The following is a 26,060-nucleotide window of genomic DNA, read 5'->3' as shown; positions in this document are numbered from 1 at the left end:
GTTCCCCTCCCTCTCCTCGCGCTACTCGGCGGGCCCGCGCCGGCCCACCGGCCGGCGACGCCGCTCCTCCGCCTGACCGTAACCCGGCGCTCGCCCGGCGGGCGCGGTGGCTTCCCCCGGCCGTCGCCGGCGACGTTCGTCGTCACCCAGCCTCTCGTGAAACAATCCGAACGGCCCCGAAGGCGAGGCCGGTCACCCTCATCCCCAACAGCGCCAACGAGGAAAGAGCGGTCCCAAAATGCGCATCGGAGTTCTCACCGCCGGCGGCGACTGCCCTGGTCTCAACGCGGTGATCCGGTCGGTTGTGCACCGTGCCGTGGTGGATCGCCGAGACCAGGTGATCGGGTTCGAGGACGGGTTCAAGGGGCTGCTCGAAGGCCGCTACCGTCCGCTCGACATCAACGAGGTCAGCGGCATCCTGGCCAGGGGCGGCACCATCCTGGGCTCCAGCCGGCTGGAGCGCTCCCGGCTGCGGGAGGCGTGCGACAACGCGGAGCAGTTCCGCCGCAAGCTCAGCCTGGACGCCCTGATCCCGATAGGCGGCGAGGGCACCCTGACCGCGGCGCGGATGCTGGCGGACGCCGGCATCCCCGTGGTGGGGGTCCCGAAGACCATCGACAACGACATCTCCGCCACCGACCGGACGTTCGGCTTCGACACGGCCGTCGGCGTGGCGACCGAGGCGATCGACCGGCTGAAGACCACCGCCGAGTCGCACCAGCGGGTGATGGTCGTCGAGGTGATGGGGCGGCACGCCGGCTGGATCGCGCTGGAGGCGGGCATGGCCGGCGGCGCGCACGGGATCTGCGTGCCGGAGCGGCCGTTCGAGGTCGACGCGATGTGCAAGATGATCGAGGACCGCTTCGAGCGCGGCAAGAAGTTCGCGGTGATCTGCGTCGCCGAGGGCGCCCGGCCGGCCGAGGGCTCGATGCCGTACGAGCGCGGCGAGATCGACCCCTACGGCCACGAGCGGTTCACCGGCATCGGCACCCGGCTCGCCGCCGAGCTGGAGCAGCGGCTCGGCAAGGAGGCCAGGCCGGTCATCCTCGGCCACATCCAGCGCGGCGGCACGCCCACCGCGTACGACCGGGTGCTGGCCACCCGCTTCGGCTGGCACGCGGTGGAGGCCGCGCACCGGGGCGAGTTCGGCATGATGACCTCGCTGCGCGGCACGGACATCGTGATGACCCCGCTGGCGGACGCGACCGCCGAGCTGAAGCGCGTGCCGCAGAACCGGATGGACGAGACCGAGGCCGTCTTCTGACCGTCTCCCGGTCTCACCGTCTCCCCGGCGTCCTGACGTCCCGGCGTCTCGACGGAGGGGGCGCGCGGCCGGTCCCCGGGCGCGGGGGCCGGCCGCGCGCGCTCTCAGCGCGCCCCGGCGCGTTCCCGTTCCGGCTCCCCGCCGTGTTCGCGCCCGGTCCCCGGGCGCGGGGGCCGGCCGCGCGCGGTCTCAGCGCGCCCCGGCGCGTTCCCGTTCCGGCTCCCCGCCGTGTTCGCGCCCGGGTGTCCGCCCCCGCTCCCGGCCGCGCGTGCCTCCGTGCAGCGCGACGGTCAGCGGGGTGGCGGTGAACACGGAGGACGCCGTGCCGACGACCAGCCCGATGAGCAGCGCCAGGGCGAAGTCGGTGAGGGTGCCGCCGCCCAGCAGCGCCAGCGCGCACAGGACGAAGAGCACCCCCATGCCGGTGTTGACCGTCCTCGGCAGGGTCCCCGTGATCGCCGCGTCGGCGTCCTCGGCGAACGGCCGGCGGCTCCCGCCCTCCCCGCCGCCGGCGGCGCGCAGCTCGCGCAGCCGGTCGAAGACGACGACCGAGTCGTTGACCGAGTAGCCGATGACGGTCAGCAGGGCGGCGAGGAAGACGCCGTCCACGGGCCGGCCGAGCCAGGCGAACGCGCCGACCAGGATCACCGCGTCGTGGACCAGCGCGACGACCGCCGCCGTGGCGTAGGTCCAGCGGAACCGGAAGGCCAGATAGGCCAGTTGGACCGCGAGCGCGGCGCCGAGCGCCCACAGCGCGGCGGTGCGCAGTTCCGCGCCCATGCTGGGGCCGATCATCTCGTCCCTGACCTTCTCGCCGCCGTCCCCGAGCCCGGCGAGCACCCGTCCGACCTCCGCCTCCTCCTCGTTCGACAGCTCCTGGACGCGCACCGAGACCTCGCCCTCCTCGGTGGTCTGCACCACCGCGCCGGGGAAGCCGGCGTCCGCGAGCGCGTCCCGCGCCTCCTCCGCGCCGACCGGGCGCTCGGTCGCGTACTCGACCATGCGTCCGCCGGTGAACTCCACGCCCAGCTCCAGACCGCGCACCCCGATGCCGCACGCGGCCAGCGCGACGGCGACGGCCGAGAGCGCCAGCCACAGCCGGTGCCGGCGCATCGGGCGCGGCCCCCGCCGCTCCAGCCAGGTGCGCACCCGGCCGCGCACCGCCACGCCGGACCTGGCGGCCCGCCGGCTCCCGCCCGGCCGGTCGACGGTGAGTCCCGCCAGGGCACGGGTGATCACCAGCGCGCTGAACATCGAGGCCAGCACGCCGATGCCGAGCGTCACGCCGAAGCCGCGTACCGGCCCGGAGGCGAGCAGGAATAGCAGCGCGGCGGCGATCAGCGTGGTGATGTTGGTGTCCGCGATGGCGCTGAACGCCCTGCGGAAGCCGGCGGCCAGCGCCGTGCGCACGGTGGTGGCGCGGCGCGCGGTGTACTCCTCGCGGGCCCGCTCGAAGACCAGCACGTTGGCGTCCACCGCCATGCCGATGGCCAGCGCGAACCCGGCGAGCCCCGGCAGCGTCAGGGTCGCTCCCAGGGCGACCAGCGCGGCGTAGGAGATCAGCGCGTAGCAGACCAGCGCGCACGCGGCCAGCAGCCCGAGCAGCCGGTAGACCACGATGACGAAGAGCGAGGTGAGCGCGGCGCCGATGAGCGCGGCCCAGGCGCTGGCCTCGATGGCCCGCTCCCCGAGGGTCGGGCCGACGGTCCGCTGCTCGACGGTCTCCACCGGAACGGGCAACGCGCCGCCGTTGACCAGCAGTTCGAGCTCCCGCGCGTCGTCGGCCGTGAAGTCGCCGGTGATCTGCGTGGTGCCGCCGGTGATGCCGGTGCCGCAGGCCACGGAGGAGGCGACGGAGGGCGAGGAGATCACCTCGTCGTCCAGGACGATGGCGACGCGGCGCGTCGGGTCGCCGGGCGCGGCGCAGGCGGCGCGGCCGGTCACCGCCGCCCAGGCGGCCTCGCCCGCGCCGTCGAAGTCCACGGTGACGTACCAGCCCGTGGCCCGCTGGGTCTCCAGCAGCGCCTCGGCCCCCGAGACCTGGGCGCCGGTCAGCTCGGCCGGGCCCAGCCGCAGCGGCCGCCCCTCCTCGTCGGGCAGGGTCCGTTCGCCCTCCTCGCCCTCCTCGCCCTCCTCGTCCGCCTCGGCGTCCGGGGCGGCGGCGCCGAGCACCGGGTGGAACGTCAGCTGGGCGGTGCGGCCGAGGACGTCGGCGGCCTCGGCCGGGTCCTGGACGCCGGGGAGTTCGACGATGATCCGGTTCTCGCCGGAGCGGGTGAGGGTCGGTTCGGCGACGCCGAGCGCGTCGACCCGCTGGCGCAGCACCTCCAGGGTGCGGTCGGTGGCGGTGGCGTCGGCCCGCGCGTCGGCGGTGTCGCGGGTCTCCAGCACGATCTGCGTGCCGCCGCGCAGGTCGAGCCCGAGGCGCGGCGGGACGGCGACGGCCAGGACGGCCGACAGGACGAGCACGAGCAGTGAGAGGGCGCAGCGCACCCGGGTGGCACGGGTCAAGGGAACGGCTCCAACGGGCATACCGCGGCGCACGGCGAACGTGGGCCGCGTGGGGGGCAGGTGAACCTGGGCTGGGTCAGCTGCCCGGGGGCGGAGCGCGTCCGGTGCGCGGCGCGGCGTACGGCGGGTGCGCGGCGGGGAGCCCGGCGCGCGCCGGCCCGGCGGCCGTGGCGCGCGCGACCGGCGGCGCCGACCGCGCCGGCAGCACCCACGGCTGCGGGTGCGCCTCGCCCTGCGCCGCCTGCTGCGCGCGCGGCGGCGCGACGGCCTCCGGCCGCTCCGCGCCACCGGCGCCGGCGGCCCGGTCGGCCGGTGCCTCGGCCGCCGCCGCGGCGGGCGCGCCCGCCGCGTGGACCGTGCCCGGCTGGGCGAAGAGGCCGACGACGACGAGCAGCAGGACGAGGGGCGTCAGCCACCGCCGTGCGCGGAGCCGCCCGAGGACCGCGGCGTGCCACGAGGGCATGGCGGCCTCCTCAGGCGTCCGGGGCGGCGACGTCGCGGCGACGGGCCCGTCGGGTTCAGGGCTCGATCAGACCGGCGCGGATAGCGTAACGGGTCAGTTCGAGGCGGTCCCGCATCCCCAGCTTGTGCAGCAGGTTGGCCCGGTGGCGGTGCACCGTCTTGACGCTGATCACCAGGGTGTCGGCGATCTCCTGCGAGGTGTGGCCCTCGGCGATCAGCTTCAGGACCTCCTCCTCGCGGGGCGTCAACAGGCTCTGCGGCACCTCCTCGCCGTCGCGCGCCCGGTCCAGGTAGTTGCGGATCAGCGCGGTCACGGCCCCCGGGTAGAGGAAGGGCTCGCCACGACGGACCGCGCGGCAGGCCTCGACCAGGTCGCGGTCGGCGACCGACTTGAGCACATAGCCGCAGGCCCCGGCCTTGAGCGCCTGGAAGAAGTACTGCTCGTTGTCGTACATGCTCAGCATCAGGATGCGCAGCCCCGGCCGGGTGCGGGCCAGTTCGCGGGCCGCCTGGAGCCCGGTCATGCGCGGCATGGCGACGTCGAGGATGGCCAGGTCCGCCTCGTGGGTCGCGGCGGCCCGCACGGCCTCGGCGCCGTCGCCGGCCTCGGCCACCACGGTGAAGTCCGGCTCGCCCTCCAGGATCAGGCGCACCCCCCGGCGCACCAGGGCGTGGTCGTCGGCGAGCAGGATGCGCGTCAGGGGGGCGCTGTTGTCGGTCACGGTCGGTCGCCCTCTCGCATGGTCGGCACGGTCAGCAGCACGCGGGTGCCGCCGGCGGGTCCGGGGGCGATGTCCAGGGTGGCACCGACCAGCAGCGCCCGCTCCCGCATCCCCCTGATCCCCGCGCCCTCGGGCGCCCCGCCGACGCCGTGCCCGTCGTCGTCGATCCGCAGCACGACACGGGACCCCTCGCCGTGGAGCGCGAGTTCCACGCGGGTGGCCTCGGCGTGGCGGGCGACGTTGGTCAGCCCCTCCTGGGCGATCCGGTAGACCACCAGCTCGGCGTCGGGGCCCAGCGCCGGCAGCCCGGCGCGCAGGTCGCGCGCGACCTTCACCCCGGTGTGGGTGGCGACGTCGGTGGCCAGCGACGTCAGCGCCGCCACCAGACCGAGGTCCTCCAGCACCCCGGGCCGCAGCCGCCGGGCGAGGCGGCGCACCTCGTCCAGGCTGTCCCGCACGGTCTCCTGCGCCAGCAGCAGCTCCCCGCGCAGCGGCTCGGGTGCCTGGTCGGCGACGCGCTTGATGCCCAGCAGGACCGCGGTGAGGCTCTGTCCCACCTCGTCGTGCAACTCGGCCGAGACACGGCGGCGTTCGGTCTCCTGCGCGGAGAGCGCGCGGGCGTTGGACAGGGCGCGTTCCGCCTCCAGCCGGTCCAGCATGGAGTTGAACGCGTGCACCGGCTCCGCGATGCCGCCGCGCGCCGGTGGGGAGAGCCGCTGTCCGGGACGGAGCAGGTCGACGGTGGACATCAGCCGCGACAGCCGGTCCAACGGGGCCAGCCCGATCCGCAGCAGCGCCGCGTTGGCGATCAGCATCACGGCGAGGCCGCCGAGCAGGATGGCCGCCTCGGGAAGCAGGATCGGCACCGAGACGGTCACCGGCGCCCACAGCAGCAGCGCCGTGGCGGCCCCCAGCACCACCGCGTTGAGGGCGAAGATCCGCCAGAAGAGCGACACCGGATCCGCGCCTCCTCGTTCCCGCCTGTGCCCGCGACCGCGCCGGGGGCGACGCGGCACCGTCCCCGGCCAAGCCTGCCTGGCGCGTCGCGACGGGTCGATGGCGACCGGGCCCCATTCGCCTCGGCCGGGGCGGGCCGTCGGCCGCGCCCTCTGCACCACGCTACCCACCCGAAATGGGGTCCGCGCCCCATGGCGGTCGCCACGGGGGTCGGGTGACACTGGGAATTTCAGGGAGGAGCGGACCGGTGCGCCGGACCACTCCTCCATACGATTGTGTGGCGAAGGGATCAAGTTCGCTATGGCACCGGAGACGTCCCGGCCCCCGGCCGACGCGCTGGACGAGCGGCAGGTGAGGGAGCGGCTCGTCCACGAGCGCGCGACCCGGTTGGAGCAGTTGCGGGCTCTCGACGAGTCCACCGCCGGCGCGGGCAACGACGCGCTGACCGTGACCCAACGGGGCGCCGTGCGCGCCGCGTTGGAGGACATCGACGCCGCGCTCGCCCGGCTCGCCGCCGGCACCTACGGCGCCTGCCAGGGGTGCGCCGCGCCGATCCCGGCGGGACGCCTGGAGATCCTGCCGCACGCCCGGTTGTGCGTCCCCTGCCGGGAGCGCGCGGGCTGACCCTCGGACCCCCACCGACACCGTCAGCTCCGGCCGCCGCCGGGGTCTTTTTCTTTTTGGGGCCCTTCCTGAGGGGCGCGGTGGAACGGAGCCCGTCCACCGCGCCCCGCCCCCCGCCCGAAGGGACGGAACCATGTCAGAACCGATCCCGCGCGCCCAACCCCCGCCCGTCGACCGCTGGTGGCGGTGGCGCCGGAACCCGCTCCGCCGCCGCGACGACCTCCTCCAGGCGTGGGTCGGCCTGGTGTTGGCGTCGACGGTCACGCTCGCCGCCCCGCTGGTGGCCTGGGCCGTCGGCTCGTCCGTCCACGACGCGCTGACCGCCGCGGCGCGCCGGGAGGCGGGGGAGGGGCGCCATCTGGAGGCCGCGCTGGTGGACGACGCGCCGCGCCATCCTGAGCCGGGCTCGGCGGAGGCGCGGGAGACGCGCTACCCGGCCGAGGTCCGGTACACCGCGCCGGACGGCACCGTCCGCACCGGCACCGCCGAGGTGCTGCCGGGACTGGCCGCCGGGGCGCGGACGCGGATCTGGGTGGACGGCGAGGGGAACGTCGCCGACCCGCCGATGAGCCGGGACGCCATCCGCTACCGCGCGGTGGGATGGGGCGGGGCCGGCGGCGGCGCGGTCGCCGTCACCGGCAGGGGCGCGTACGCCGCGACCGCCTGCCTCCTGGACCGCCGTCGGGCCGCCGCCTGGGACGAGGCGTGGCGGCGCGCCTCGGCGCGGTGGACCGCGCCCCCGTGACGCGCCGGCGCGAGCAACCCCCGGGCGCGCCTTCTCGTCCTTCCCGGTGTCCAGGTCGCGGGCGCGCCCCGTCGTGACAGGCCCGACCGTCCCGTGACCGGAAAGGCACCCGCATGGCATTCGACCCCGACATGTGCGTCGAAGTCCCCGCCGGTTTCGACGACTCGGACGAGGACACCCAGGTCTACCCCGTCGCCTGCAAGCTCTTCATGGGCGTCACCGCCTCCGAGGCGTTCGCCAGGGCGGGCCACTGGGTGGCCGCGCACGACGTCCGGGTGACGGACGTCTCCTGGGACAACATGCTCGGCGAGGACGAGCCCCACACGCTGAGTCTCTACTTCGTGTTCGAGCTGGACGAGGAGGACGAGGAGGACGAGGACTGAGCGGTCGCGGGCGTCAGCCGGCGAGGTCGGAGGGGTCCGTGTTGGCGCCGCAGAGCACCACGCAGACCTCGCCCGCGGACCCGTCAGGCGCCCCGGCCAGCGCCGTGGCCGCCGCGTGCTCCACCGCGATCCGGTGCTCACGCCAGAGCCGGAGCCGGGTGGCGACGATCGTCTCGTCCTCCACCAACTCCGCGCGCACATGGGGCTGCCGGCCCCACCACAGCGCGTCGGCCGAGACCCGGCGCGCGCCCAGCGAGTCGGCCGCGACCGAGGCCACGGGCACGTCCACCACCCGCCCGGCCTCCAGCGCCGCGTGCCACGCCCGGCAGTGCGCGGGCTCCACGCCCACCACGTCCAGCCCGTGCTCCGCGGCGGCCGCCGCCACCCCGGCCAGCAGCCCGCCGCCGCCCACCGCGACCACCACCGTGGTCACCGAGGGGCGGGCCGCGAGGATCTCCTCGACCAGGGTCCCGGCGCCGGCGGCGACCAGCGGCTGGTCGTAGGCGTGCGAGGCGAGTGCGCCGCTCTCGGCGACGAACCGCGCGCACGCCTCGGCCGCCTCGGCGTACTCCGTGCCGACCTGCCGCACCTCGGCGCCCAGCGCGCGCAGCCGCGCGACCTTGACGCCGGGCGCGGTGGTGGGCGTGAACACCGTCGCCGGCACCCCCTCGCGCGCCGCGGCCCAGGCGGCGGCGAGCCCCGCGTTGCCGCCGGAGGCGATCGCCACGCCGGCGGCGGGCAGCCGGCCGGCCGCGCGCCGTTCGCTGAGGAAGTTGAGCGCGCCGCGTGCCTTGAACGACCCGGTGTGCTGGAGGAACTCCAGGGCGAACCACGTCCGTTCCCCCGCACGCGCCAGCGCCACCGGCCGCGTGACCCCCGCGATCCGCTCGGCCGCCGCCCGCACGTCCGCGTACCCCAGCCCACTCGCGCTCATGCCGTCACTCTAACCACGGCGGCGGCTCAGCCCGCGGCCGACCAGAAGAGGGTGCCGTTGAGCGAGACCAGCGCGGCCAGCACCGCGAGGTCCGCGACGCCCAGCGCCGCGCCCAGCAGCGCCCGGCCGCGGCGGCGCGTGCCCCGCAGCAGTGCCACGGCGGAGAACGCCAGGGCCAACGGTCCGAGCAGCAGGTTGCCGACCAGCAGCCCGGTCAGGCCCGCGACGAACGCGGCCACGGCGGCGTCGTCCACGGTCCGTCGCCCCGCCGACTCCCCGCGCGCGGCGAGCCGTTCCCGCACGGCGAAGAGCGCCAGCCAGGTCGCGATGCCGCACCCCGCCACCAGCGTGAGGTCCACCGGCAGATGGGCGGCGGCACCGGTCAGGACGCCGAGCCCGGCGAGCGCGAAGACGAGGAAGAGCACGATCGGCCCCCTTCGGGTTCAGTGAACAGTTGTAGGAACAGTTGTGCACTGAGTCTGAGTGTAGCGATCCTGGCGCGCACGGGGAAACAGTTGTTTACTGAATCGGATGAGCCGCACCACCGTGACCGGGTCCCGCGAGGCCCAGAAGCTGAGGACGCGTCAGGCGATGCTCGACGCCGCGCTCGACCTGCTGGAGGAGCAGAGCCTCTCCAGCCTCGGCCTGCGCGAGGTCACCCGTGCCGTGGGCGTCACGCCCACGGCCTTCTACCGGCACTTCCGCGACATCGAGGACCTGGGCGTCGCCCTCGTCCACCAGGCCCTCGGCAACCTGCACACCCTGGTCCGTGCCACCCTCGTCGAGCACGACGACGTCGGGGACCGGATCGACCACACCGTCGCGCTGATCGAGCGCCATGTCCGCGCCCACCCCGCGCATCTGCGTTTCCTGGTGCGCGAGCGGCACGGCGGCGTCCGTGCCGTGCGCCTGGCCATCGCCGAGCAACTCGATCGCTTCGTGCGGGAGTTGGCCGCCGTTCTCGCGCTGGAGGAGATGTCCGAGGGCTGGAGCGAGTCCGAGCTGGAGATGCTCGCCGGGCTGCTGGTCGACCAGATGGTGCTGGCCGTCTCGGCCTTCCTCTCGGCGATGCTCGACGAGGGCCCGTCCGCCCCCGAGGTCGCCGCCGCCACCGGCCTCCGACTCCGCCTGATCCACCTCGGCCGCGCGGCCTCGGGCCGGCGGGCCCCGTGAGGACCGACCGCCCCCCGCGCGCAGTCCCCCGAGCCGGCGCCGGCGTGTGAGGGGCGCGGGGAACTGCGCGAGTAACCGGCCGCCGGGGTCACGTCGACGACCCACCCGTCCATGAAGCTCCGTAGTCGACCGCGGCCCGCCGCCCGGCATTCGCGCGGTTCCCCGCGCCCCTGAGGGGGTTGGAGGGGCGCGGGGAACTGCGCGGGTAACCGGCCGCCGGGGTGAGGGCGGCAGGACACCGATCAGTCGCGGACGGTGGTCGCTCCCCAAAGCGCCGGCAAGGCCGCCGCTCCCGGAAACCGCCGGTGAGGCGGTAGGTTCGGGCGCCATGGACATAGCGATCAGATCCGGTTATGTGGTGCCCGTGGACGGCGAGCCCATCACCGGAGGCACGGTGCTGGTGGTTGACGGGAGGATCGCGGCCGTCGGGCCCGACGCCGAGGTGGCGGTGCCGGACGGGGTGCGGGTCGTGGACGCGGCCGGGCGGTGGGTGCTGCCGGGGTTCGTGGAGGCGCACGGACACATCGGGGTCCACGAGGAGGCCGAGGGCTGGGCCGGCCAGGACACCAACGAGATGACCGACCCGGTCGGCGCGCGGATGCGGGCGTTGGACGCCATCAACCCGGCCGACCTCGGCTTCGCCGACGCGCTCGCCGGCGGCGTCACCAGCGCCGTGATCAAGCCGGGCTCCGGCAACCCCATCGGCGGCCAGACCGTCGCGGTCAAGTGCTGGGGCCGGACCGTCGACGACATGCTGGTGCGCCAACCGGTCAGCGTGAAGAGCGCGTTGGGCGAGAACCCCAAGCGGATCTACGGCGAGAAGAAGCAGCTGCCCTCCACCCGGCAGGGCGTCGCCGCCGTGATCAGGGACGCGTTCACCCGCGCACAGGACTACCGCGCGCGCCGGGCGCGGGCCGAGGAGGAGGGGAAGCCGTTCGAGCGCGACCTCACCCTGGAGGCGCTGGTCCGTGTGCTGGACGGTGAACTGCCGTGGTGCCAGCACAGCCACCGCGCCGACGACATCGCCACGGCGATCCGGCTGGCCGACGAGTTCGGCTACCGGCTGGTGCTCAACCACGGCACCGAGGGGCATCTGCTGGCCGACGAGATCGCCCGCCGGGAGATCCCGGTGATCAGCGGGCCGCTCTTCACCTCGCGCAGCAAGGTGGAGGTGCGCCACCGCACCCTGGCCAACCCGGGCATCCTGGACCGCGCCGGCGTGCGGGTGGCGATCACCACCGACCACCCGGTGGTGCCGATCAACTTCCTGGTCCACCAGGTGACGTTGAGCGTCAAGGAGGGGCTGGACCGGGACCGGGCGCTGGCCACCATCACCACCAACCCGGCCGCGATCCTCGGTCTCGACGACCGGGTCGGCGCGCTGCGGCCGGGGCTCGACGGCGACGTGGTGATCTGGTCGGGCGACCCGCTCGACGTGATGAGCCGCGCGCTGCGGGTCTTCGTCGAGGGCCGCGAGGTCTACTCCTACGACACCGGGCGCGGCGTCGGCGAGGTCCTCGACCCGTTCTACCGGGAGTCGGAGGCGGGCTCGGCCCGCTCGTAGGGGTCGGGGGCCGGGGCGAACCAGACGGTGGCCAGCGGCGGCAGCGTCGGGGTCACGCTGGCCGGCTGGCCGTGGCTGGGGGCCGCCTCGGCCTTCAGCGGCTCGGGGTTGATGACCCCGCCGCCGCCGTAGCGGAGCGCGTCGGTGTTCAGCACCTCGCGCCAGGCGTCGGCGGCGGCGGGCACCCCCAGCCGGTAGTCCGGGCGGACCACGGCGGAGAAGTTGCTGACCGCCAGTAGCGGGCTCCCGTCGGCGGCGAAGCGCAGGAACGCCAGCACGTTGTCGGCGGCGGCGTCGGCCGCGACCCAGGAGAAGCCGCCCGGGTCGGTGTCGCGCTCCCAGAGCGCGGGGGTCGCGCGGTAGCGCGCGTTCAGCTCGCGCACCAGGTCGCGCACGCCCCGGTGGTCGCCGGCGGCCACGTAGTCGTCGTCGAGCACCCACCACTGGGGGCCCTCGGTCTCCGACCACTCGGCGCCCTGGGCGAACTCCTGCCCCATGAACAGCAGTTGCTTGCCCGGATGGGACCACATGAACCCCAGTGCGGCCCGCAGGTCGGCCCGGCGGCGCCACCAGTCGCCCGGCATCTTGTTGACCAGCGCGCCCTTGCCGTGGACCACCTCGTCGTGGGAGAAGGGCAGCACGTAGTTCTCCGAGTAGGCGTAGTGCATGGCGAACGTCATGCGGTGGTGGTGCCACGCCCGGTGTACCGGGTCCTCCGCCAGATACCTCAGCGAGTCGTGCATCCAGCCCATGTTCCACTTGAAGCCGAAGCCCAGCCCGCCGTGGTCGGTGGAGCGGGTGACGCCGTCCCAGGCCGTGGACTCCTCGGCGACGGTGAAGACACCGGGGCAGCGGCGGTAGACCGTGGCGTTCATCTCCTGGAGGAAGGCGACGGCGTCCAGGTTCTCCCGGCCGCCGTGCGCGTTGGGCAGCCACTCGCCTTCCTCGCGCGAGTAGTCCAGGTAGAGCATGGAGGCGACGGCGTCCACCCGCAGCCCGTCCACGTGGTACTCCTCGCACCAGTAGACGGCGTTGGCCACCAGGAAGTTGCGCACCTCGCGGCGGCCGTAGTCGAACTCCAGCGTGCCCCAGTCCGGGTGCTCGGCGCGGCGCGGGTCGGGGTGCTCGTAGCAGGGGGTGCCGTCGAAGCGGGCCAGCGCCCACTCGTCCTTCGGGAAGTGCGCGGGCACCCAGTCGATCAGCACCCCGATCCCGGCCTGGTGGAGCGCGTCCACCAGGTGCTTGAAGTCGTCCGGGGTGCCGAGTCTGGCGGTGGGCGCCCAGTAGCCGGTCACCTGGTAGCCCCAGGAGCCGCCGAAGGGGTGCTCGGCCGGGGGCATCAGCTCGACGTGGGTGAAGCCCAGGTCGTTCACGTAGGCCGGGAGTTCCTCGGCGAGCTCGCGGTAGCCGAGCCCGGGGCGCCAGGAGGCGGGGTGCAGCTCGTAGACCGACATCGGCGCGGCGTGCGGCCGGCGCCGCGCGCGGGAGGCCAGCCAGGCGTCGTCGCCCCAGACGTACTCGCCGCGGTGCACGACGGAGGCGTTGGCCGGCGGGCACTCGGTGCGGCGCGCGAGCGGGTCCGCGCGCAGGGAGTGCACGCCGTCGGCGCCGAACACGTCGTACTTGTACAGCGCGCCGGAGTCCACCCCCGGGACGAACAGCTCCCACACGCCGCTCGCGCCGAGCGAGCGCATCGGCAGCGCCGTCCGCTCCCAGTGGGTGAAGTCCCCGACCACCCGCACCCCGCGCGCGTTCGGTGCCCAGACGGTGAAGCGGGTGCCGGCCACGCCCTGGTGGACCATCGGGCGGGCGCCGAGGGCCTCCCACAGCCGTTCGTGCCGGCCCTCGGCGATCAGGTGGAGGTCCAGCTCGCCGAGGGCCGGCAGAAAGCGGTAGGCGTCGTGTCCCACCGACTCGGAGCCGTCGGGGTAGGCCGTCACCAGCCGGTACTCCTCGGGCGGCGGGCCCGGCAGCACGCCGGCGAAGAGGCCGTCCCCCAGGGCCTCCAACGCGGTGTCCACGCCGCCGACGCGCACCGAGACCCGGCGCGCGAGCGGGCGCAGCGCGCGAACGAGCGTCCCCTTCGCGACCGGATGCGCCCCCAGCAGCGCGTGCGGATCGTAGTGCGCTCCTTCGAGCAACAACGCGCGGTCCTGGGCGGAAAGCTTCACGGTGCGGGTCTCCTCGGGGGGAACGGCGGGAGCGCCGGGGGATCGACAGGATGCGGGACGGGGAGGTGTGCTCAGGCGGCGGCCTCGGCCAGCCGCCGGATCGCCATCATCGGGACCGGCAGCCAGGAGGGCCGGTGGCGCGCCTCGTACAGCACCTCGTAGACGGCCTTGTCCGTCTCGTACGAGAGCAGCAGCTCCCGTTCGGCCAGGGGGTCCTCGCCCCCGGCGTCCGCGTAGCCGGCGCAGTAGGCGGCCCGGTTGGCGCGGGACCACTCGGCGGCTCCGGAGTCGCCGTCCACCTGGTGCTGGCAGGCCGCGTAGTCGAAGGAGCGCAGCATTCCCGCCACGTCCCGCACCGGCGGCCCCGGCTCCCTGCGGTCGGCGAGCGGCCTGGCCGGCTCGCCCTCGAAGTCGATCATGGTCCAGTGGGCGCCGGCCTCGCCCCCCGGGCCCTGGGCCGTCAGCACCTGGCCGAGGTGGAGGTCGCCGTGCAGCCGTTGGACGCGGGCGCTGCCGCCGCGCGCCGCGTGATCGGCGAGCGCGACATAGCCCCGGCGCAGCCCGTCGCGGTAGGGGCGGAGCGCGGAGACCACCTCGACGGCCTGGTCCAGCCGTTCCATCATGCCCAGCGCGATGCCCTCCAGCCGGCGCCCGGCCAGCAGGTCGGTGGGCAGCGCCTCGGCCAGCGCGGCGTGCACCTCGGCCGTGGCCCTGCCGAGCGCGTGGGCGGCCGGCGTGAAGTCCGGGCCCTCGGCGAGCGAACGCTGGGCCAGTTGCCACCCGTCGGTCGAGCCGGCGAGGAACGGCTGGAGCACCCCCAGGGTCAGCGGCTCGTCGGGGCCGCCCGGCCAGTGCGCCTCGAACCAGGCGGCCGGCGCCGGCACCCGGGCGCAGCCGGTCCTGGCCAGCGCCAGCGGCAGCTCCAGGTCGGGGTTGACGCCGGGGGAGACCCGGCGGAAGAGCTTGAGGATGTGGGCGTCGCCGAAGACCACGGACGAGTTGGTCTGTTCGCCGGTGAGCACGCGGGGCGCGAGGCCGGAGGGGATGGCGGCGCCGGGCGCCCGGCCGAAGGTCAGGGTGCCCAGGCGGCCGGGGGTGCGCAGCCGCTCCAGCAGCAGCCCGGCCAGGCGCGGGTCGTGCAGCGCCTCGTAGACGGCCCGCCCGCGCAGCGGCCCCTCGGTGGGGCGGCCGACCAGTGCCGGTCCGAGCGCGTCGGGCAGCGCGGCCCTGACCCCGAGCAGCAGCTGGTAGCAGTCGCCGGCCGAGGCGTCGGGCGACCGGCCGGGCCGTGCCCCCGCCCGCACCAGCAGGTGGAGCAGGCCGGGGGCGGTGCCCGTGGGGGAGAGGGGGAGCAGCTCGGTCGCCGAGATCAGCGCCAGCTCGCCGAGCGGGCGCCCCTTGCCCGCGAACCAGCGTTGCTCCGGAAGCCAGTTGGCGAGCAGCCCGGTGAGGGAGCGCAGCAGGGCGCTGCCCTGTGCCTGCGAGGACGGGGACTGACCCTGCGAGCCGGATGCCCGAGCGGTCCGGGGCGCGGAACTATCCGACATATCATCCTTTCCCCGGGCATGAGATATGTCACGAAGTGTCCCGGATCGAGGCGTGAGTTGCCTGGTCGTGCGGGACGTGTCGTGCAGGAACGGCCGTGCGGGTGAGGGCCGTAACGGAGCGGGAGGCCCTGGCCAATGCCCTGCCGGGGGGAGGCTTCCCCCAGCGTGCTGGGGGTAAGCCCGTGCGGCGCCCTTCTACGCCTTATGACTCCGAGGCTTTACGGAGCCGAAACCAGTAGAACCCGTGACCCGCCAGGGTCAGCAGATAGGGCAGTTCCCCGATGGGCGGGAAGCGCACCCCGCCGATCAGCTCGACGGGCACCCGGCCCGTCCACGGCCTCAGGTCCAGCTCGGTCGGCTGGGAGAACCGCGAGAAGTTGTTGACGCACATCACCAGGTCGTCGCCGTGCTCCCGCAGATAGGAGAGCACCGCCGGGTTGGACGAGGGCAGCTCGGTGTAGGTGCCGAGCCCGAACGCCGGGTTCTGCTTGCGGATCTCCACCATCCGCCGCGTCCAGTGCAGCAGCGAGGCCGGCGAACTCATCGCCGCCTCGACGTTGGTGACCTGGTACCCGTACACCGGGTCCATGATCGTCGGCAGCGACAGCCGGCCGGGGTCGCAGGAGGAGAAACCCGCGTTCCGGTCCGGTGTCCACTGCATCGGGGTGCGGACCGCGTCCCGGTCGCCGAGCCAGATGTTGTCGCCCATCCCGATCTCGTCGCCGTAGTACAGGATCGGCGAGCCGGGCAGGGAGAGCAGCAGCGCGGTGAAGAGCTCGATCTGGTTGCGGTCGTTGTCCAGGAGCGAGGCCAGCCGCCGCCGGATGCCGATGTTGGCGCGCATCCGCGGGTCCTTGGCGTACTCCGCGTACATGTAGTCGCGCTCCTCGTCGGTGACCATCTCCAGGGTCAGCTCGTCGTGGTTGCGCAGGAAGATCCCCCACTGGCAGCCGGCGGGGATCTGCGGGGTCTTGGCGAGGATCTCCGAGACCGGATAGCGGGACTCCCGGCGCACGGCCATGAAGATGCGCGGCATCACCGGGAAGTGGAACGCCATGTGGCACTCGTCGCCGCCCTTGTCGTAGTCGCCGAAGTAGTCGACGACGTCCTCGGGCCACTGGTTGGCCTCGGCGAGCAGCACCGTGTCGGGGTAGTGCGCGTCGATCTCGGCCCGCACCCGCTTGAGGAAGCCGTGGCTGGCCGGAAGGTTCTCGCAGTTGGTGCCCTCCTCCGCGAAGAGGTAGGGCACGGCGTCCAGCCGGAAGCCGTCGATGCCGAGGTCCAGCCAGAACTTCAGCGCGGAGATCATCTCCTCCTGGACCGCCGGGGACTCGTAGTTGAGGTCCGGCTGGTGGGAGAAGAAGCGGTGGAAGTAGTACTGCTTGCGGACCGGGTCGAACGCCCAGTTCGACGACTCGGTGTCGACGAAGATGATCCGGGCGTCCGCGTACCCCTTGTCGTCGTCGGCCCAGACGTAGTAGTCGCCGTAGGGGCCTTCCGGGTCCCTGCGGGACTCCTGGAACCAGCGGTGCTGGTCGCTGGTGTGGTTCATCACGAAGTCGATGATGACCCGCATCCCCCGCTGGTGGGCCGCGTCCACGAACTCCACGAAGTCCGCGAGGTCACCGAACTCGGGGAGCACGTCCGTGTAGTCCGACACGTCGTACCCGCCGTCGCGCAGCGGGGACTTGAAGAAGGGCGGCAGCCACAGGCAGTCCACGCCCAGCCACTGGAGATAGTCGAGTCTCGCGGTGATCCCCTTCAGATCACCGACACCGTCGCCGTTGCTGTCCTGGAAGGAGCGGACGAGGACCTCGTAGAAGACCGCGCGCTTGAACCACTCGGGATCGCGGTCGCGGGCTGGCGTGTCCTCGAAGGTGTCGAGGACCGGCTCATTGACGCTCATCGTTGGGTGACCCTCCGGTCTGTGAGGACGGTCGCAGGGCCAGTACGTGGGCCGAGGAGGCGTACGCATCCGCACGGCCCGGCTCAAGCCGCACATAGTTGTCCCTGCCCCAGTAGTAGGTCGTCCCGGTGAGCTGGTCGCACACCGGAAAGGGCTCGGCGCCACCTTCCTGCGCGGGCGTGAGGCCGCACCCCTGGAGTTGCTCCATATCCAACGAGACCGTCGCTTCGTGGGTGTGGTGGGGATCGAGGTTGACCACGATCAGCACGCAGTCGGCCTGAGGTGTCCGCGTCCGCTTGGAGTAGGCCAGGATGTGCTCGTTGTTGGTGCGGTGAAAGTGAAGATTCCGAAGCTGCCGCAGCGCGGGGTGGCGCCGCCGGAGCGCGTTGAGCAGCGAGACGAGCCCCGTGATGCTCTCCCCCGAGGCCTCGGCGCCCGCCCAGTCGCGCGGGCGGAGCTGGTACTTCTCCGAGTCCGCGTACTCCTCGCTCCCCGGCGCCGCCGGCGTGTTCTCGCACAGCTCGTAGCCCGCGTACATCCCCCAGGTCGGGGAGAGGGTCGCCGCCAGCACCGCCCTGGTCTGGAACGCGGGCCGGCCGCCGTTCTGGAGATAGGCGTGCAGGATGTCCGGGGTGTTGACGAAGAAGTTCGGCCGCATATAGGACGCGGCGGGCCCGCTGAGTTCCGTCAGGTACTCGGTGAGTTCGTCCTTGGTGTTGCGCCAGGTGAAATACGTGTAGGACTGCTGGAAACCGATCTGTGCCAACGTGTGCATCATCGCCGGCCTGGTGAACGCCTCGGCCAGGAAAAGCACGTCCGGATCGGTCCTGTTGATCTCCATGATGACCTTCTCCCAGAAGACCACCGGCTTGGTGTGCGGGTTGTCCACCCGGAAGATCCGCACGCCGTGCGACATCCAGAACCGAAGCACCCGCAACGTCTCGGTGACCAGGCCGCGGAAGTCCTGCTCGAAGGAGATCGGATAGATGTCCTGGTACTTCTTCGGCGGGTTCTCGGCGAACGCGATCGTTCCGTCCGCGCGCCGCGTGAACCATTCCGGGTGGGACTTCACCCACGGATGGTCGGGACTGCACTGGAGGGCGAAGTCGAGCGCCACCTCCATCCCCAGCTCCCCGGCCCGCGCGACGAACGCGTCGAAGTCGTCGAGGGTGCCCAGGTCCGGGTGGACCGCGTCGTGGCCGCCGTCGGCCGAGCCGATCGCCCAGGGCGAGCCCACGTCGTCGTGGCGCGCCGAGAGCGCGCCGCCGCGTCCCTTGCGGAACGCCGCGCCGATGGGGTGGATCGGCGGCAGATAGACCACGTCGAAGCCCATCTGCGCGACGGCGGGCAGCCGTTCGGCGGCGGTGCGCAGGGTGCCGGAGACGGGGGGCGTGTGGGGCCGGACGCGCGCGCCCTCCGAGCGCGGGAACAGCTCGTACCAGGAGCCGAAGAGGGCCCGTTCGCGCTCGACCACCAGCGGAAGCGGCCGGGAGGCGCTGAGCTGTTCGCGCAGCGGGTGGGCGGTCAGCACCCCGACGAGCTCGGCGGACTGCGCGACCGCCAGCCGGGTCGCCGGCGGCAGTTCGGGGTCCTCCAGCGCGTCGGCGGCGCGCAGCACCGCCTCGCGCCCGTCGTTCTTGGGCACGCCGACGGCCGCGCGGCGCAGCAGCTCCGCGCCCTCGAGAAAGGTCAGCTCGATGTCCACGCCGGCCGGGACCTTGATCGCGGCGCGCTGCCGCCAACTGGTGACCGGGTCGCCCCACGCCTCGACGGCGAACGTCCAGCGGCCCTCGCGGTCGGGGGTGATCTCGGCACCCCACCGGTCGAGTCCCGGCTGGAGCTCCCGCATCGGGATCCACGGGCCGCCGCGGCCGCCCGGGTCGCGCAGCACGACGTTGGCGCCGACCGCGTCCGGGCCCTCCCGGAAGACGGTGGCCGTCACCGGGAACGTCTCGCCCGGAACGGCCTTGACCGGGCGGCGCCCGCAGTCAACGCGCGGTTGGACGTCGAGGACAGGGATACGACCGATCATGTGGGGATCACCTGGATGCGTCGGGGGCGGGCTTTTTCCCTCGCCGGGAGGGAACTTCGTCCTTTGTATCCGCTGAACCGCTGAATGGCGGGATTCGGGCATGGCCGCTCCGGTGCGCGTTCACTCGTGTGGGGGGTGCCGTGTCGCAAGCCTGCCCACGCGGGGCCCCCGCACAATCCGCTCCCCGATGACCGTCACGTATCCGGTCGGGAAAACTCCGGAGCAGCCCCCGAAGATCCGGTGATGTCGTATACACCGCACGGTATTACGCCCGGAACAATCGCCGCGACAGCGCGGCAGCACGCCCTCGCGGAAGCGCGCGCGGGAAAGCCGGCCCCCACCTGCGGGAAACAGGTGGGGGCCGGCTCCGGTGAATCCGTGAATGGTCCGGTGGCACATTCCCCCGGACAGGACCGGAGGCGGGGCCCACCGGCCGGGAGCGCCTACTGGTAGGAGATGTCGTCCTCGGAGTAGAGGCAGTGGGTGCCGTCGGGACCCTCGCCGCTCTCCTCCGGCTCGTCGCCCGAGTCGTTGCCGATGTACCGCTGGCACGGCACGACCCCGTCGTCGCCGATCACCGTGACGGCGCGGAGGATGGCGGTGTCACCGTAGTTCTCGTTGATCCCGGCCAACCGGTCGGCCGGCGCGGTCACCTCCACGCCGTCCAGCACCACGGAGCGCTGGTACTGGCCGGAGCAGTTGCCGCACGAGCGGTAGAGGGTGGTGAAGTCCTCGGCCGCGAAGTCGGTGACGGTCAGCGTCCCGCCGCCGTTGTGCTGGAGCACCTTGTCGTCGGCGCCGCGCGCCGCGCCGCCGGAGACCGTGAAGACGGAGCCCTCGCCGCCCCGGAAGGTCGCGGCGTCCTCGCCGACGTCCTCCCACCACACGCGGTTGAGCGCGCAGCTGCCCTCGCAGTGCACCCCGTCGGCGCCCGGCGAGCCGATGATCACATCGTTCAACGAGCCGCCCTCGGCCACCTCGAAGACCGGCAGCTGGTCCTCGCCCTGGTCGCCGTCGCCGAGCCCGGGGCCCGGCACATAGCGCACGTTGCCACCGTCGAACGGGCCGTCCACCTCGATCGTCTCGTTCACCTCCACCTCGTCGGCGGCCTCCGGCCAGTCGACCGCCAACGCACCGGACTCGGCGGCGGTCGAGGCCGTCGACACCTCGGATGCGGTCGAGGCCGTCGACGCGGCGGCGTCCAGCGCGAAGCCGGGGTGCGGCGGCTGGTTGTAGGCCGTGTTCTGCCAGGCCACGCCCGTGCGGTACTGGCGGTCCTCCATCAGCGTCGGGAACGACAGGTCACTGGGGATGTCCGTCGAGTGGACGCGCAGCGCGCTGTTGTCCGAGGTGCGCCAGATGACCTCCTCGCGCCAGTCGCCGAGGATGTCGGCCGACAGCGCGGGCGTCGCCTTCGTGCCGTTGTTGGAGGCCACGCCCTCGGCGGTCAGCAGCCGCTCGTCGCCGTCGGGGCCGTACTTGTCGATGTGGGTGTCGTCCAGCAGCTCGCGGGTCGCGTCACCGTCCCACCACACCAGGAAGTTGGCGCTGGACGGCTTGCGGCCGATCTCGGCGCCCGACAGGTCGCGCAGCGCACCGTCGGCGCTGGACCAGAACTCGGCGCCCGGGTTGTCCGCCCAGATGTCGCCGGCCACGCCGCGCCCGTTGTCCGAGCCGCCCGGGGTCTCCCACAGCACGTCCCCGTTCGCCGGGTCGATCAGCAGCGAGGCCGGCGAACCGCTGTTCTCCGAGACCTTGTAGAACTCGAGCCCCTCGCGCGCCGGGTCGAAGTCCCCCAGGTGCTGGGCGTCGCCGTGCCCGGTGCCGGTCGTCCACATCGGCGAGCCGTCGTCGTCGATCGCCATCGCGCCGTAGACGATCTCGTCCCGGCCGTCGAGATCCACGTCGCCCACGGAGAGGCTGTGCGAGCCCTGCCCCGCGTACTGGTCGCCGGACACGTCGCTGTCGAAGAACCAGCGCCGGGTCAGCGACTGCCCGTCGAAGTCCCAGGCCGCGACCGTGGAGCGGGTGTAGTAGCCGCGCGCCATGATCAACGAGGGGCCCTCGCCGTCCAGATAGGCGGTGCCGGCGAGGAACCGGTCGACGCGGTTGCCGTAGTCGTCGCCCCAGTCGCCGACGTCGCCGCGCGGCGGCGCGTAGTCGACGGTGTCCACCGCCGCGCCGCTCGGCCCGTCGAAGACGGTCAGGAACTCGGGCCCGGACAGCACGTAGCCGTCGCCGTTGCGGTGGTCGGCGCCCGCGTCGCCGATCACGGCGCCCGTGCCGTCCACCGTGCCGTCGGCGGTCTTCACGGCGACCTCGGCCGTGCCGTTCCCGTCGTAGTCGTACACCTGGAACTGGGTGTAGTGCGCGCCGGCCCGGATGTTGCGGCCCAGGTCGATCCGCCACAGCTGCTCGCCGGTGAGGGTGTACGCGTCCAGGTAGACGTTCCCGGTCACGCCGGCCTGCGAGTTGTCCTTCGCGTTCTCCGGGTCCCACTTGACGACGATCTCGAACTCGCCGTCCCCGTTCAGGTCGCCCACCGAGGCGTCGTTGGGCACGTGCTCGTTCGAGGGCCGGTCCAACGGGATGTCGGTGGACGCGGTCGGCATGGCCAGCGCCTCGTCGGCGGCCCTCGTCTCGACGCCGTCGGCCACGGTGGTCAGGGAGTACTCGGCGTCGGTCGGCGCGCCCTCGTCGAGGTGGCTGGTGCGCCCGGTCAGCGGCTCGTCGGTGATCCGGGCGCCGTCCCGGTAGAGGTGGAAGGCGATGTCGTCGGGGTCGGCGGCCAGCGAACGCCAGCTCACCAGGTTGCCCTGGTCGCCGCCGACGCTGACCAGGCCGCGCCCCAGGCCGTCCGCCGGCGCCGTGGCGGCCGGTTCGGCGCCGGCGGACGCCTCGCCCGCCTCGGCCAGCGCGGCCATGCCGCCGGAGGCCAGCACGCCGCACAGGGCGGCGGCCAGCAGCGCCCTGCGGCGCCTGGGGGATCGTGCGCGTTGCGGGGAAGACACGGGATCTCCTCGTTCGTGGGGGGAGTACGGGTCTGTCTCCTCCCGGTGGTCGCCGGGGCGCATGAGGTTGCCGCGCCCCGCGGGGAATCTCGCGCCGGCGCGGACGACCGCGCGCATCCCGGCCGCGTGCGCCCGCGGCGCGAACCCCGTCCGCGCGCCGCCCCGCGCGGGCCTCTCGGGGACGGAACGCGCCGCGCGCGCGGCCCGCGCGCCACGTCTCAGCTCGGTATCGCCGCGCTTGACGATGTTCACAGTCAAATTCCCGCGCAGTAATGTGCGGTCCACCGGACAGGGCACACGCCCCGACCCCTCTGAGGTGGATCAATGCGCATAGCAAGACCCCGCGCCGCGAGGACGTTCGTGGCGGCCCTGGCGATCGGGCTGGTCGCCAGCGGCTGCGCGAGCGAGCGCGACGACGACAACTCCGGTGGCGACTCGGAGGTGTTCGTCTTCGGTGCGGCCGGCGACCCGGCCGCCATCGACCCGTCCCTGGGCAGCGACGGAGAGACCTTCCGTGTGACCAGGCAGGCGTTCGAGACCCTGATCGACCACGAGCCGGGCGGCACCGAGCTGGTCGGCGGACTCGCCCACGACTGGTCCTCCAACGAGGAGGGCACGGAGTGGACGTTCGAGCTCGAGGAGGGCGTGACCTTCCACGACGGTGAGGAGCTGACGGCGGAGGTCGTCTGCCAGAACTTCGACCGCTGGTACAACTGGGCGGGCACCTACCAGAACACCACGCTCTCCTACTACTGGCAGGCCGTCTTCGGCGGCTTCGCCGAGAACGAGAGCGAGGACGTCCCCGAGCCCAACTACGTCGGCTGCGAGGCGCCCGACGAGCTGACCGCGACCATCACCGTCGCGGAGCCGTCGGCCAACTACCCCGGCGGCTTCTCGCTCCAGGCGTTCTCGATCCACTCGCCCAAGGCCATCGAGGCGTACGCCGAGGACGACCCCAGCGGCGAGGGCGAGAACATCACCTTCCCCGGCTACAGCCAGGAGGCCGGCACGGTCGCCGGCACCGGCCCGTTCCAGGTCTCGGAGTGGAACAAGGGCAACGGCGAGGTCACCCTGGAGCGTTTCGACGACTACTGGGGCGAGACCGACGCGGGCGTCGAGGAGCTGGTCTTCCGCACCATCCCTGAGGAGTCGGCCCGCCGCCAGGCGCTCCAGGCCGGTGACATCCACGGCTACGACCTGGTCGCGCCCGCGGACGTCAGCACGCTGGAGGAGGAGGGCTTCCAGGTCCCGATCCGCGGCGTCTTCAACATCCTCTACATGGGCATCATCCAGGAGCGGCAGCCGGAGCTGGAGGACGTCCAGGTCCGCCAGGCCCTCGCCCACGCCCTGGACCGGCAGAACATCGTCGACACCCAGCTGCCCGAGGGCGGCGTGGCGGCGACCCAGTTCATCCCGGACACCGTCGCCGGCTACTCCGAGGACGTGCAGACCTACGAGTACGACCCCGAACTGGCCCAGGAGCTGCTGGCCGAGGCCGGCGCCGAGAACCTGACGCTGGAGTTCTGCTACCCGACCGAGGTCACCCGCCCGTACATGCCGGCGCCCGCCGACATCTACGAGCTGCTCCGCGCCGACCTGGAGGCCGTCGGGATCACCGTCGAGCCCAAGCCGCTCACCTGGAACCCCGACTACCAGGAGACCACCAGGTCCGGTGGGTGCGACGTGTACCTGCTCGGCTGGACCGGTGACTTCAACGACGCCTACAACTTCCTGGGCACCTGGTTCGACGGGTACACCAAGGAGTGGGGCTTCCAGAACGACGAGATCTTCGACCTGCTGAGCGAGGTCCGCACCGAGCCCGACGTGGCGACCCGTGAGGCCATGTACGAGGAGGCCAACGAGGCGATCATGGAGTTCCTGCCCGGCGTGCCGATCTCCAGCTCGCCCCCGTCCATCGCCTTCTCGCCCGACGTCAACCTGCCGACGGTCTCCCCGCTGACCCAGGAGAACTTCGCAGAGGTTTCCTTCAAGTAGCCCCAGCGGGCAAGGGGTTGGTCTGCCGCCCGGCCACGGGACCCGTGGCCGGGCGGCGGTCTTCCCCGGTAGCGAAGAGAGAAAGGGGAGCCCCTAGGTGCTCCGTCTCGTCGTCCGCAGGCTGTTGCAGCTGATACCCACGCTGTTCGGCCTGACGGTCCTTCTGTTCATCTGGATCCACCGACTACCCGGCGGCCCCGCGTGGGCGTTGCTCGGCGAACGCGGCAACGAGGCGGCACGCCGCCAGATCGAGGAACAACTCGGTCTCAACGAGCCGCTGCTCGTGCAGTACGGCCGCTGGTTGCGTCGCCTCTTCGAGCTCGACCTGGGGAACTCCGTCAAGACCGGCCAGCCGGTCTGGGACGAGTTCACCCTGCGGTTCCCCGCCACCTTCGAACTCGGGGTCACCGCCCTGCTGTTCGCCGTCATCATCGGCATCCCGCTCGGCTACTTCGCGGCCCGTCGCCGCGGCAGCTGGCTGGACGTCACCGCGGTCTCCGGATCGCTGCTGGGGATCTGTGTCCCCGTCTTCTTCCTCGCGATGATCCTGCGTTCGATCTTCGCCGTGAACCTCGGTTGGCTGCCCAGCGGCGGCCGGCTGACCACGGGGATCGACGCCACGGACGTGACCGGGTTCGCCGTCCTCGACGGGGTCCTCACCGGCGAGTTCGACGCCTCGTGGGACGCGATCCAACACCTGATCCTCCCCGGCCTCGCGCTCGCCTCGATCCCGCTCGCCGTCGTCGTCCGGATCACCCGCGCCAGCGTGCTGGAGGTGCTCAGCGAGGACTACGTCCGCACCGCCGAGTCCAAGGGCCTGCGCAAGAGCGTGGTGCGCGGCCGGCACGTGCTGCGCAACGCGCTGCTGCCGGTGGTCACCACCGTCGGTCTGCTCACCGGCAGCCTGCTCTCCGGGGCGGTGCTGACGGAGTCGGCGTTCTCCTTCGGCGGCATCGGCAGCTTCATCCGCCAGGCGATCTCCGACCGTGACTACCCCGTGCTGATGGGCTTCATCCTCTTCATCGCCCTGCTCTACATGCTGATCAACCTGGTGGTGGATCTGACATACGGGCTGATCGACCCGAGAGTGCGGGTGAACTGATGTCCACCAAGACCGACAAGATCGACCGGCTCGCCGCACTCACCGCCCAGCGGGAGACCACCACCGGCGGCAGCCTGTGGGTGGAGGCGTTCCGCCGGCTGCGGTCCAGCAAGATGGCCCTGATCGGCGTCGCCATCATGGCGCTGTTCGTGGTCATCGCGCTGATCGGGCCGTGGATCGCGCCGCACAACCCGACCTCCCAGCTCTGGCGGGACGAGGTCTTCACCAACCGGGGCGAGTTCGTGGGCCCCCGCGGCGAGAACTGGCTCGGCCTGGACCACCTCGGCCGCGACCAGCTCTCCCGGATGCTGGTCGGCGCCCGGCAGACGCTGCTGGTCGGTGTGATCTCCACCGTCCTCGGCTTCGTCGTCGGCGCGCTGATCGGCGGCGTCTCCGGCGCCGCCCTCGCCTTCGGCGGTCGCGCCGGGCAGCGCCTGGACACCGTGCTGATGCGCTTCATCGACATGATGCTGGCGATGCCCTCGCTGCTGCTCGCGGTGAGCATCGCGGCGGTCATGGGACAGAGCCTCACCACGGTGATGATCGCCGTGGGCGTGGTGCAGGTGCCCATCTTCGCCCGGCTGCTGCGCGGTTCGATGCTCTCCCAGGCGAACGCGGACTACGTGCTCGCCGCCCGCGCGCTGGGCGTGCGCCGCCGGCGCGTGGTGATGGGGCACGTGCTGCCCAACTCCCTCGGCCCGGTCATCGTCCAGTCCACGCTGGCCCTGGCCACGGCCATCATCGAGGCCGCCGCCCTGTCCTACCTGGGCCTCGGCAACCCCGACGCCGCGCAACCCGAGTGGGGCGTGATGCTGGCGCAGGCCGAACGGTTCTTCGACGAGGCGCCGTTCATGGCCATCTGCCCCGCACTCGGCATCATCGTCACCGCCCTTGGCTTCACCCTGCTGGGCGAGTCCATGCGGGAAGCGCTCGACCCGAAACTGCGGAGCTGATCCC

The 26,060-nt window shown here is 73.0% G+C and carries 19 protein-coding genes and 2 pseudogenes; 9 read left to right on the top strand and 12 right to left on the bottom strand.

The window, feature by feature from the left end; translation table 11 throughout:
- The first annotated feature begins 238 nt into the window (after positions 1–238).
- Entirely contained in the window at positions 239–1,264 is a 1,026-nt protein-coding gene (locus tag CRP51_RS02775; RefSeq protein WP_097229289.1) for an ATP-dependent 6-phosphofructokinase, read from the top strand.
- 189 nt (positions 1,265–1,453) lie between these two features.
- Here CRP51_RS02775 and secD read toward each other — a convergent pair whose 3' ends face one another.
- The 4 genes from secD to CRP51_RS02755 form a co-directional block, all read right to left on the bottom strand.
- Positions 1,454–3,775 carry a protein translocase subunit SecD gene (gene secD, locus CRP51_RS02770; RefSeq protein ID WP_245880318.1) on the bottom strand — a complete coding sequence of 774 codons (2,322 nt, stop codon included), beginning with the start codon at positions 3,773–3,775 and terminating at the stop codon, positions 1,454–1,456.
- A 76-nt stretch (positions 3,776–3,851) separates the two neighbouring features.
- Positions 3,852–4,238 (bottom strand): hypothetical protein, encoded by a 387-nt coding sequence (locus CRP51_RS02765; RefSeq protein WP_097229287.1) that lies wholly within the window; start codon positions 4,236–4,238, stop codon positions 3,852–3,854.
- A gap of 55 nt (positions 4,239–4,293) precedes the next feature.
- Positions 4,294–4,959 (bottom strand): response regulator, encoded by a 666-nt coding sequence (locus tag CRP51_RS02760; RefSeq protein WP_097229286.1) that lies wholly within the window; start codon positions 4,957–4,959, stop codon positions 4,294–4,296.
- Positions 4,956–5,915, bottom strand: coding sequence for a sensor histidine kinase (locus CRP51_RS02755; RefSeq protein ID WP_245880317.1), 960 nt, complete (start codon positions 5,913–5,915; stop codon positions 4,956–4,958). The genes CRP51_RS02760 and CRP51_RS02755 overlap by 4 nt, the downstream gene beginning before the upstream one ends.
- Positions 5,916–6,216: 301 nt before the next feature.
- On the opposite strand from CRP51_RS02755, the gene CRP51_RS02750 reads away from it, so the two are divergent.
- From CRP51_RS02750 to CRP51_RS02740, 3 genes are all read left to right on the top strand, one after another.
- Positions 6,217–6,540, top strand: a complete 324-nt coding sequence (locus CRP51_RS02750; protein ID WP_097229284.1) for a TraR/DksA C4-type zinc finger protein — start codon at positions 6,217–6,219, stop codon at positions 6,538–6,540.
- A gap of 133 nt (positions 6,541–6,673) precedes the next feature.
- Positions 6,674–7,285, top strand: coding sequence for an Rv1733c family protein (locus CRP51_RS28415; RefSeq protein ID WP_097229283.1), 612 nt, complete (start codon positions 6,674–6,676; stop codon positions 7,283–7,285).
- Positions 7,286–7,398: 113 nt separating this feature from the next.
- Positions 7,399–7,668 carry a hypothetical protein gene (locus CRP51_RS02740; RefSeq protein WP_097229282.1) on the top strand — a complete coding sequence of 90 codons (270 nt, stop codon included), beginning with the start codon at positions 7,399–7,401 and terminating at the stop codon, positions 7,666–7,668.
- Between the two features lie 13 nt (positions 7,669–7,681).
- Here CRP51_RS02740 and CRP51_RS02735 read toward each other — a convergent pair whose 3' ends face one another.
- Together CRP51_RS02735 and CRP51_RS02730 are read right to left on the bottom strand one after the other, a co-directional pair.
- On the bottom strand, positions 7,682–8,602 hold the full coding sequence (locus tag CRP51_RS02735) for a pyridoxal-phosphate dependent enzyme (protein ID WP_097229281.1): 921 nt from the start codon (positions 8,600–8,602) through the stop codon (positions 7,682–7,684).
- A gap of 26 nt (positions 8,603–8,628) precedes the next feature.
- A complete protein-coding gene (locus CRP51_RS02730) occupies positions 8,629–8,919 on the bottom strand; it encodes a DUF4190 domain-containing protein (protein ID WP_439333112.1) in 291 nt (96 codons plus the stop codon).
- A gap of 214 nt (positions 8,920–9,133) precedes the next feature.
- Here CRP51_RS02730 and CRP51_RS02725 point away from each other — a divergent pair, with 214 nt between their 5' ends.
- Both CRP51_RS02725 and CRP51_RS02720 read left to right on the top strand, forming a co-directional pair.
- Complete coding sequence (locus CRP51_RS02725; RefSeq protein WP_097229280.1) at positions 9,134–9,775, top strand: TetR family transcriptional regulator; 642 nt, start codon at positions 9,134–9,136, stop codon at positions 9,773–9,775.
- Between the two features lie 328 nt (positions 9,776–10,103).
- Positions 10,104–11,339 carry an amidohydrolase gene (locus CRP51_RS02720; protein ID WP_097229279.1) on the top strand — a complete coding sequence of 412 codons (1,236 nt, stop codon included), beginning with the start codon at positions 10,104–10,106 and terminating at the stop codon, positions 11,337–11,339.
- On the opposite strand, the gene glgB is transcribed toward CRP51_RS02720, so the two are convergent.
- The 6 genes and pseudogenes from glgB to CRP51_RS02700 all read right to left on the bottom strand — a co-directional run.
- Positions 11,303–13,510, bottom strand: a complete 2,208-nt coding sequence (glgB, locus tag CRP51_RS02715) for a 1,4-alpha-glucan branching protein GlgB (protein ID WP_245880316.1) — start codon at positions 13,508–13,510, stop codon at positions 11,303–11,305. The two genes, CRP51_RS02720 and glgB, sit on opposite strands and share 37 nt — an antisense overlap.
- A 71-nt stretch (positions 13,511–13,581) precedes the next feature.
- Complete coding sequence (locus CRP51_RS29285) at positions 13,582–15,057, bottom strand: maltokinase N-terminal cap-like domain-containing protein (RefSeq protein ID WP_245880315.1); 1,476 nt, start codon at positions 15,055–15,057, stop codon at positions 13,582–13,584.
- A gap of 202 nt (positions 15,058–15,259) precedes the next feature.
- On the bottom strand, positions 15,260–16,963 hold the full coding sequence (gene treS / locus CRP51_RS02710; protein WP_097229277.1) for a maltose alpha-D-glucosyltransferase: 1,704 nt from the start codon (positions 16,961–16,963) through the stop codon (positions 15,260–15,262).
- Entirely contained in the window at positions 16,950–18,995 is a 2,046-nt protein-coding gene (locus CRP51_RS02705) for an alpha-1,4-glucan--maltose-1-phosphate maltosyltransferase (RefSeq protein WP_097229276.1), read from the bottom strand. The genes treS and CRP51_RS02705 overlap by 14 nt, the downstream gene beginning before the upstream one ends.
- Before the next feature lie 443 nt (positions 18,996–19,438).
- A pseudogene (locus tag CRP51_RS29280) lies at positions 19,439–20,104 on the bottom strand (pectate lyase); the annotation flags it as partial.
- Between the two features lie 72 nt (positions 20,105–20,176).
- Positions 20,177–22,006: pseudogene (locus tag CRP51_RS02700) on the bottom strand (rhamnogalacturonan lyase); the annotation flags it as partial.
- Positions 22,007–22,330: 324 nt separating this feature from the next.
- On the opposite strand from CRP51_RS02700, the gene CRP51_RS02695 reads away from it, so the two are divergent.
- From CRP51_RS02695 to CRP51_RS02685, 3 genes are all read left to right on the top strand, one after another.
- On the top strand, positions 22,331–24,001 hold the full coding sequence (locus tag CRP51_RS02695) for an ABC transporter substrate-binding protein (protein ID WP_097229274.1): 1,671 nt from the start codon (positions 22,331–22,333) through the stop codon (positions 23,999–24,001).
- A 97-nt stretch (positions 24,002–24,098) separates the two neighbouring features.
- A complete protein-coding gene (locus tag CRP51_RS02690; RefSeq protein WP_097229273.1) occupies positions 24,099–25,103 on the top strand; it encodes an ABC transporter permease in 1,005 nt (334 codons plus the stop codon).
- Positions 25,103–26,056: an ABC transporter permease gene (locus tag CRP51_RS02685; RefSeq protein ID WP_097229272.1), complete on the top strand. Its 954-nt coding sequence runs from the start codon at positions 25,103–25,105 to the stop codon at positions 26,054–26,056. Before CRP51_RS02690 ends, CRP51_RS02685 begins: the two co-directional genes overlap by 1 nt.
- Positions 26,057–26,060 lie beyond the last annotated feature (4 nt).

The sequence above is a fragment of the Streptomyces zhaozhouensis genome (assembly GCF_900230195.1).
GTDB lineage: Bacteria > Actinomycetota > Actinomycetes > Streptomycetales > Streptomycetaceae > Streptomyces > Streptomyces zhaozhouensis.
Note: the sequence above shows the minus strand (reverse complement) of the source record. Positions and strands in the feature narration are given on the sequence as shown.